Raw genomic sequence first — 8,851 nt, 5'->3', positions numbered from 1 at the left:
GGAATAGCGGAGTGGGAATCTTTTCCCCTCACAAGCCGCTTGCGCTTGCCTGCGCCCCGCGAACAATGCCGTATTGTCAACGAAAGGCCCCGCCCGAAGACCCGGAATAGGACATTTCTGCTTTGCTTTGACAGGCGCCTCGCTCAGCCGTTGAAAATTCATCTCGTTTCTTTTACGGTAGCAGGATGAGCGAGTTCTTCACCAAGGGCATGGCCCGGAATATTTATTTCGGCGGCAGCGTCTTCTTTATCTTGTTGTTCCTCGGCTTGACGCTGGATACCTCCAGGGAGCTGCCTGAACGGGATCGTCGGGAGAATATCACCGCGCAGGTTGCCAACGGCAAGCTGATCTGGGAAGAGAATAACTGCATCGGCTGCCATACTTTGCTGGGTGAGGGCGCTTACTTCGCCCCGGAACTGGGCAACGTTTATACCCGCTTCGGCTCGAAAGAAGCGATTATCGGCTTTATCAAGTCCAGGCCCGCGGAGGGCATTCCGGGCCGCCGCAGCATGCCCAAATTCGATTTGAGCGAAGAGGAGTTGGACGATCTGGCGGAATTCCTGAAATGGACCAGCGAGATCGATACGGAGAATTGGCCGCCCAATATTCAAGGCTGATGCTTCAAGGCTGATGCCGGGGGAATTCGAGGGGAACGATCAGGGCATGAAGCGCAATCTTTGGCATAACCGGATGAGGAGATGACGATGCAATACCAGTCGCAGGCCGTTGCCAAGCCGTACTTTGTCGCGGCGATTGCCTTGTTTGTCGTACAGATCGTATTCGGCCTTATTATGGGGCTGCAATATGTAATAGGCGATTTTCTATTCCCGGAAATTCCGTTTAACGTCGCCCGCATGGTGCATACCAATACATTGATCATCTGGATCCTGTTTGGATTTATGGGCGCGAGTTATTTTCTTGTACCGGAAGAGGCGGAACGGGAACTGGAAAGCCCCAAACTGGCCATCGTTACGTTCTGGGTGTTTCTGGTGGCGGCCGGGTTGACGGTCGTCGGCTATCTCGCCGTGCCTTATGCGACCCTGGCGCGGATTACCGGCAACCACTTGCTGCCGACCATGGGGCGGGAGTTTCTGGAACAGCCGACGATAACCAAGATCGGCATCGTATTGGTCGTGTTGTCGTTTTTGTACAATATCGGCCTGACCGTGCTGAAAGGCAGAAAGACCGTTGTCAGTATCGTGCTGCTGACGGGATTGGTGGGGCTTGCCGTGTTCTTTCTATTCGCGTTCTACAACCCGGATAATCTCGTACTGGACAAATATTACTGGTGGTGGGTGGTGCATTTGTGGGTCGAGGGCGTATGGGAATTGATCCTCGGTGCGATCCTCGCCTTCGTATTGATCAAAACGACGGGCGTCGATCGGGAGATAATAGACAAGTGGCTGTACATTATTATCGCGATGGCCCTGATAACGGGCATCATTGGCACCGGGCACCATTATTACTGGATTGGCACGCCGGGGTATTGGCAATGGTGGGGTTCGGTGTTTTCCGCCATGGAGCCGCTGCCGTTTTTCTTTATGACGATTTTTGCGTTTACCATGATCAACAGGCGCCGCCGTTCCCATCCGAACAAGGCGGTTACTTTGTGGGCAATGGGCACCGCGGTGCTGGCCTTTCTCGGCGCTGGCGTTTGGGGGTTTCTGCATACCCTTGCCCCCGTTAATTATTATACCCATGGCACGCAGATCACCGCGGCCCATGGCCATATGGCATTTTATGGCGCCTATGCGATGATCGTGCTGACTATCATTTCCTACGCCATGCCGATCCTGCGGGGCAGGGGGGCCGCCAACAGCAATCTGTCGCAGGTCGTGGAAATGTGGTCGTTCTGGCTGATGAGCGTGGCAATGGTGTTTATTACCTTGTTCCTGACCGGCGCCGGCATCCTGCAAGTATGGCTGCAACGGATTGACGACGGCCTGCCGTTTATGGCGGTTCAGGATAAGATTGCCATCTTTTATTGGTTGCGCGAACTGACCGGAGTGGTTTTTCTGATTGGGCTGATCCTGTACATCGTCAGCTTTTTCGTCGAGGGCGGCAAGGACGGCGATGAGGCGGCGGCCGCGATAAATCAGCCTTAACGCAACGTATGCAGGCAACGAGTGTTGCAGCAGTTGCCCGGTTGCCGTTTTACCGGCAACAGGCAAATGAAATTCGGTTATTCGAGGCGGCCTTCGAGCAGCGGCTGCCCTTGTTATTGAAAGGTCCAACCGGCTGCGGCAAGACGCGGTTTGTGCGGTATATGGCGGCAAAGCTGCAACGGCCGCTGTTTACCGTGGCCTGTCATGACGATCTGGCGGCCTCCGACCTTGTCGGCAGGCATTTGATCGAAGGCGGCTCTACTTATTGGCAGGATGGTCCGCTCACCAGGGCCGTGCGTACGGGAGGGATTTGCTACCTGGACGAAGTGGTGGAGGCGCGCAAGGACACCATCGTGGTACTGCATCCGCTGACCGATGATCGCCGCACGTTGTCTATCGAGCGCACCGGTGAAGTTCTGGCGGCGCCCGCGGAGTTTATGCTTGTCGTGTCTTATAACCCCGGTTATCAAAGCTTGTTGAAAGGCATGAAGCCGTCCACCCGGCAACGGTTTCTGGCGGCATCGTTTGACTATCCCGATGCGGAAACGGAGGCGGACATCGTCGCCAAGGAGACGGGCCTCGACCGCGTGCAAGCCAGCCAGCTGGTGCGCCTGGCATCGGGTTTGCGGGCGCTGAAAGATATCGATCTCGAGGAAGCGCCTTCCACCCGGCTGCTGGTTTCCGCGGCCCTGTTGATCGTCAACGGCATGACTGTGCGCGATGCCTGTTTTGCCGCCATTGTCGAATCTTTGACGGACGACCGGGAAACGATAAAAGTGCTTATGGAAGTTGTGGATGCGATTTTTGCCTGAGCCGTGTTGCGCGGGGAGCCAGACTCGGAGCATGTATTAGCCAGACGCCTGGCGGTGCTGGCGCCGGTATTGTACCTGTTGAATCTTTTGCTGCTGCCGGGGCTTGCATTTCTTGTGCTGGCCTGGCTGTTCATCAAGTACCGGAAGATTGACGCGCCCGTGGCCGCGGTGCAGCTGCAGCAGAATTTTTTTGCCAGCATAGTTGCCGGGGCGGCGCTTATCGGCATTAGCTTCGTCATTATCGCTATCGGCGGCTTTTCCTCCGTGTATAGCTGGATGGTTATGCTGCTTTACGCCTTGTCTATCCATGCCACCCTGGTATTGCTCGGTGTCGTTTGTCTTTCCCGCGGCTTGAATCAACAGGCATTTGTTTATCCGGGCCTTGGGAGAATCCGCAAAGCCGTAAAAGGCGGTTGAAATGGAGGAGCTTGTCGGCAAGTGCTGGCATGGATTGATCACGCGGGCGGCGTGCAAATATTTCCCGGCTTCCGCCGTGCGACTGGATGCCATGAAAGGCGCTTTGGCAACCTGGTACCGGGCTTTGGGCGGGGAGCCGTCTTATCGAATTGATGCGGCGATACCGCGCCAGCTTGGGCAGGACAGAACCGTGCTGCAGAAAATTGCCGGCACCAATAAGGCCGTGGCGGTCGCCTCGTTGGAGCATGATTGCCTGCGGTTGCCGGGAGAGATCGCGGTATTCCCCGAGCGGGGGCTGAACGGCAAATTGTATTACTGGCTGTCGGCATTGGCCGCGAATAGCGATTTCCCGCTGGCCGCCAGCGACTGGTTCGATAGCAACCGCTCCGCCGTTCGGGCCACATTGAACAAATATCCGGGCCTGGCCCCGCTTTACCGCAGGCTGGCGGCGTCATTTTTCGAACACAGGATGCGGGCGCAAGAGCCGGCGGCGATCGAGCGCGAAGCGGTTGTTATCCGTGCGCTGCAATATCCGGGCGAAGCGGCGGCGGCCATGACCGAACCGTTCGGGCTGTGGGTGCCGCTTTGGCTCTATCCCCGAATGCCGGCGGCCGCATCGGGCGCAACAGGCGCAAACGGCGATGATCCCGAAAGCGGCAAAAAGAAACGCCGGAACCTGGAAAACAGCCGCGGTTACCGGGGGGAAAGGAAAGCAATGCCCAAAACGGACGACGGTTTGCTGGCGACCAGGCTGGAAAGCCTGTTTAGCTGGACGGAATATATTGATGTGGACCGTCCTGTGGACGAGGACGAAGACGACAATACGCAACGGCGCCTGGACGATCTGGACGTGGTCAGTTTGTGCCGTGACAATAAAACCGCCAAATCCCTTCTGAGATTCGATTTGGATTTGCCTGCGGAGGCGGAAGATCAGCAATACCTGGAAAAAGGAGAACTGCAACCGGAATGGGATTACCGAAAGCGGGCGCTGCGGGCCGGTTATTGCGCGATACAGCCCATGGTATCGGCACGGGCGAGACCATGCCCGTTGCCGCGGCGTCTGTTCTATAAATCGCGCAGGTTGAAAGCGCAATTCGAACGCTTGTTAATGGATAGCAGCTGGCAGTACGCGCAACCGGAAGGCAGCGAGCTGGATTTGGATGCCTGCTTGCGGCTGACCGCCGATCTTGCCAGCGGCAAAAGTTTCGCAACGGAGAATCTGTACCGGCGGCAGATGCGAATCCGGCGGGACCTCGCGTGTCTGCTGCTTGCCGACGTATCGTTTTCCACCGATGCCTATGTGAATGGCGAACAGCGGATTATTGACTGCATTAAGGACAGCCTGTTGCTTTTTTCCGAAACCCTGGGGCTGACTGGCGATGAATTTGCAATTCAGGGGTTTTCGTCGAAGAACCGCGGCCATGTAAGGGTTACCTGGGTGAAGTTCTTTCACGAGCGATATACGGCGCTTACCAGGGGTCGGATTGCGGATCTTCGGCCTGGGTTCTATACCCGCATGGGCGCCGCCATTCGCTATGCGGCAGGCAAGCTGCTGTTGCAACGGCAGAAAAACAAATTATTATTGATTTTAACCGATGGCAAGCCGAATGATCTGGACCGCTACGAAGGCCGGTACGGCATCGAAGACACCCGCATGGCAATCCGGGAGGCGGGCCGGCAGGGCATTCATCCCTTTTGCATTTCCATTGACGACAAGGCCAACGATTATTTGCCGTACATTTTTGGCAAGTCGTCTTATGTGTTTGTTCGCAATGTCAGCGAACTGCCGTACCGGTTGCCGAAGCTTTACCTTCGGTTGGTGCGCGGATGACAACGGCCTGCCGGCGAACGGCCTCCGCCTGTGCCGGCGGACTACAGGGGCGCGCCGTTCGTCGTCGGCGCATTTGCCTGGCCCGGCCTTATCCGCGGCAATCCGTACAGGGCGATTGACCGGCAGCAGGACGGTTCCTGTCATTCGAGCGTCTTTTCGGGCTGTTTTTATCGGAGGGAGCGATGCGTATTTATCCGTTGTCATGCTGCTTGCTGCTGCTAAGCAATGCCGTCATGGCCGATTGGTCCGGCGATATGGAGTTGGGTTACCTGGCCTTGGACGGCAACTCCGATTCGCAGACTTTGAATGCCAAATTCGATGTAACGAATGACGTCGAACCGTTGCGCCATAACATTCGTCTGGAGGCCGCGAACAGCTCTCAGGATGGCCGGCGTACCGCCGAAAAATACCTGCTGTCTTCGCAGCTGGATTATGTTATCAACGATGCTTCCTACGCATTTCTCTTTGGCTCTTACGAGGACGACCAGTTTTCCGGCTTCGATTTCCAGAGCACGGTGGCATCGGGCTATGGTTACCGGCTTATCAAGACCGGCGCCATGTTATTGGCGCTGGAAGGCGGGCCCGGTTACAGGATCAACGAGCGGGAGGAGGGCTCCAGAGAGGAAGATATTATCGTTCGGCTGGCGCAAGAGTATTCATGGGATTTTGCCGAAACCGCAAGTCTCGAACAGTCGCTGAACGCCGAAAGAGGCGAAGACAATACTATCACGCGGTTTCAGGTTGCCGTGAAGTCGCAACTGGTCGGCAACCTGGCGCTGAAAGTGGGTTACGGAATTAAATACACCGAGAGCGTTCCCGCCGACCGTAAACATGCGGACACCGAGACCGCGGTCACGCTGGTTTACCGCTTTTGACCAGCAGTTTTTTCGCGTTATGCCCTTGTCTTTTGGCATCGCTGTCGTTCCTCGGTCGCCGGCAGTGCTTCCGCGGCTGCGAACGAGGTGGGCCCGCCGGGAGGGTAGCGCATGGGCCGGGCATGGCGCCGCGCGCCGCCGGGGGCAGCGCGAGTGGCCGGGTTTTGTGTTACCCTTGCGCAGCTTTATTCGCCTACAGTACCAGCCATGACTCGCAAGAAAAACAGCGTTGACACCTTGGGCGCCATGGAGCCGGGGTTTGAGCAAATCCTGAGTCCCGAGGCCCTGGCCTTCGTCGCCGAACTGCACCGTTCTTTTAATGCCCGGCGGCTGGAACTGCTCGGGCGCCGGCGCGCCGTTTTGGATACCGGAGGCTCCGGCCTGGATTTCGACCCCGCCACCAGGGAAATCCGCGACAGCGAATGGCAAGTCGCTCCGGTGCCGAATGATTTGCAGGATCGCAGGGTGGAAATCACGGCCCCGGTGGACCGGCGCATGATGATCAATGCGCTCAATTCCGGGGCCAGAGTCTTCATGGCCGATATGGAAGACTCGAAGTCGCCTTTGTGGGAGGGAATGATCCAGGGGCAGGTGAATTTGCGTGATGCAGTGCGCCGGGAGTTGCGGTTTACCGGCAAGGCCGGCAGGCAATACCGGTTGCACGAAGACATCGCCACCCTGGTACTGCGCCCGCGCGGTTTGCATCTGCCGGAGGCGCATGTGCGGGTTGACGGCGAGGAAGTATCCGGCGCGCTGTTTGATTTCGGCCTGTACTTTTTTCACAACGCCGCCGAAACTCTCGCCCGCGGCAGCGGGCCGTATTTTTATCTGCCCAAGCTCGAGCACCATCTGGAAGCGCGGTGGTGGAACGATGTGTTTAAGAAGGCACAGGACTTGCTCGGCATCCCCCAGGGCAGCGTGCGCGTCACGGTGATGGTGGAAACCGTCACCGCGGCCTTTTGCATGGACGAAATGCTGTACCAATTGCGCGACCACGTTTGCGGCTTGAACGCCGGGCGCTGGGATTACATCTTTAGCTTTATCAAGCACTTCCGCGAGCGCGCCGATCATATTTTCCCCGACCGTTCCCAGGTCACGATGACGGTGCCGGCCATGCGCGCCTACACGCAACGTCTGGTTGCCGTCAGCCACCGCCGGGGCGCCCACGCCATTGGCGGCATGGCGGCCTTTATTCCCAGCCGCAAGGATCCGGCCGTCAACGAAACCGCCATTGCCAATGTGCGAAAAGACAAGGAGCGCGAGCTGGCTGACGGCTTCGACGGCACCTGGGTGTCGCATCCGGATTTGGTGCCGGTGGTAGCGGATCTTTTCGAGCGCGCCCTCGGCGGCGCGCCGCATCAGAAACACGCGCGCAAAGAAGGTACGCAAGTGGGCCGCGCCAGGTTGCTGAACCCGCAAGTCCCCGGCGGCAAAATCACCGAGCGCGGCATCCGCAAAAATGTCAGTAGCGCGCTGCAATACATTGACCGTTGGTTGTGCGGCATTGGCGCCGCCGCCATAGACAATCTCATGGAAGACACCGCCACTGCCGAAGTCGCCCGCGCGCAGTTATGGCAGTGGATACGCCATGGCGCCGTCTGCGACGATGGCGCCGCGGTGACTGCCGAGCTCTACAAGAAGCTCCGCGCGGAGGAACTCAAGGCACTGGGCGGCGCCGGCCAGGACCGGCTCGGCGAGGCAGCCGAGTTGCTGGACAGTATTGTTTTGGATTGCGAGTTTGCCGAGTTTCTGACGCCGCGGGCCTACCGCAAATTAATAGCGGACTAAGACTAAGCTCCGGGTGTCATTGTAATCGTCGAAAAGATGTTGGAATACGGAACGGCTCATTCTCTGATCCCGTTTCGGAATAAGACCTCGCGAGTATCCCCGTCGGCAAGCCGCAAGACCCAGCGGCCGTGTTTCTTGCCGTCCCGGTATGGGCCTTCCTGGACGCTGCCGTCGGCAAGCCGCAGGACCCAGTGGCCGTGCTCTCTGCCGTTTCGGTAAGGCCCTTCCTGGACGCTGCCGTCGGCAAGCCGCAAGACCCAGTGGCCGTGTTCCTTGCCATCCCGAAAGGGGCCTTCCGCCACGGTTCCATCCGCAAGCTGCACGAACCACTGGCCGTGTTTTTTGCTATCCCGGTATGGGCCTTCCTGCACGACCCCGGCTGCCGGCTGTTCGACCCACTGGCCTTGCAGCCGGCCTTTTTCGATCGTCCCCGCCGCATGCCCCGATTGCTCTTGCCATTGCCAGTCCAGCGTCCCCATGCCTTGTGCCAGACGGTTTTCGCAGGCGCCTCTCCAGACAATCGTCGCCCCGGCATTTTTGCCCCCGCCTCCTGACCAGTAATAACAATTTGCCGGGCGGTCCAGTTTTATGTAGCAATCGCCCACCTCTCCCAGCGGACACACCTGGCTTGCCAAATCGTCTGCCGTTTGCGCGCGGTACAGGTACAGGCCCGCCGCCGTCGCAAACAGGAAACAAACGCCCGCAAAAAAGCGGCCAGGATTGAGAATCTTTATTGCGCCGACTCCTACTCTTGTATAGCTGCCGTCGGACCCGTCCGCCGCTTTTGCCGGGGGATTTGTCTTTTTCCGTCTGTCATTTATATGTTGCTTTCTCCCCCGTCATTCCCATGCCCCCACCTCGCCATTCCCGCGCAGGCGGGAATCCAGCATAGAAAGCGCGCGCTTCGCGCTCCTTCAGGGCGGAGCGAGGGCGCGGCGGATAGCCATAAACTCGCGCTGTCGCCTGCCGGCGCCATCGCGCGAATGTGCGCGTTCCGCGCTCTATTTGCGCTGGATTCCCGCC

Annotated in this window: 8 protein-coding genes; 7 read left to right on the top strand and 1 reads right to left on the bottom strand. The window is 58.2% G+C overall.

What is annotated here, in order from left to right; all coding sequences use genetic code 11:
- The first annotated feature begins 185 nt into the window (after positions 1-185).
- The 7 genes from OXU43_04295 (at position 186) to aceB (ending at position 7,828) form a co-directional block, all read left to right on the top strand.
- Entirely contained in the window at positions 186-617 is a 432-nt protein-coding gene (locus tag OXU43_04295; protein MDD9824374.1) for a cytochrome c, read from the top strand.
- Positions 618-704: 87 nt separating this feature from the next.
- Positions 705-2,105, top strand: coding sequence for a cbb3-type cytochrome c oxidase subunit I (locus OXU43_04290; protein ID MDD9824373.1), 1,401 nt, complete (start codon positions 705-707; stop codon positions 2,103-2,105).
- A gap of 8 nt (positions 2,106-2,113) precedes the next feature.
- Positions 2,114-2,917, top strand: a complete 804-nt coding sequence (locus tag OXU43_04285; protein ID MDD9824372.1) for a CbbQ/NirQ/NorQ/GpvN family protein — start codon at positions 2,114-2,116, stop codon at positions 2,915-2,917.
- Between the two features lie 69 nt (positions 2,918-2,986).
- Positions 2,987-3,334 (top strand): hypothetical protein, encoded by a 348-nt coding sequence (locus OXU43_04280; GenBank protein ID MDD9824371.1) that lies wholly within the window; start codon positions 2,987-2,989, stop codon positions 3,332-3,334.
- Between the two features lies 1 nt (position 3,335).
- Positions 3,336-5,165: a VWA domain-containing protein gene (locus tag OXU43_04275; protein MDD9824370.1), complete on the top strand. Its 1,830-nt coding sequence runs from the start codon at positions 3,336-3,338 to the stop codon at positions 5,163-5,165.
- A 233-nt stretch (positions 5,166-5,398) separates the two neighbouring features.
- A complete protein-coding gene (locus OXU43_04270; GenBank protein ID MDD9824369.1) occupies positions 5,399-6,040 on the top strand; it encodes a DUF481 domain-containing protein in 642 nt (213 codons plus the stop codon).
- 207 nt (positions 6,041-6,247) lie between these two features.
- Positions 6,248-7,828, top strand: coding sequence for a malate synthase A (aceB, locus tag OXU43_04265; GenBank protein ID MDD9824368.1), 1,581 nt, complete (start codon positions 6,248-6,250; stop codon positions 7,826-7,828).
- Positions 7,829-7,884: 56 nt separating this feature from the next.
- Here the strand turns inward: aceB and OXU43_04260 are convergent, their stop codons facing one another.
- On the bottom strand, positions 7,885-8,463 hold the full coding sequence (locus tag OXU43_04260; protein ID MDD9824367.1) for a hypothetical protein: 579 nt from the start codon (positions 8,461-8,463) through the stop codon (positions 7,885-7,887).
- Between the last annotated feature and the right edge of the window lie 388 nt (positions 8,464-8,851).

This window comes from Gammaproteobacteria bacterium, assembly GCA_028817255.1.
Classification (GTDB): domain Bacteria; phylum Pseudomonadota; class Gammaproteobacteria; order Porifericomitales; family Porifericomitaceae; genus Porifericomes; species Porifericomes azotivorans.
This window is presented reverse-complemented; position numbering and strand designations above follow the sequence as displayed.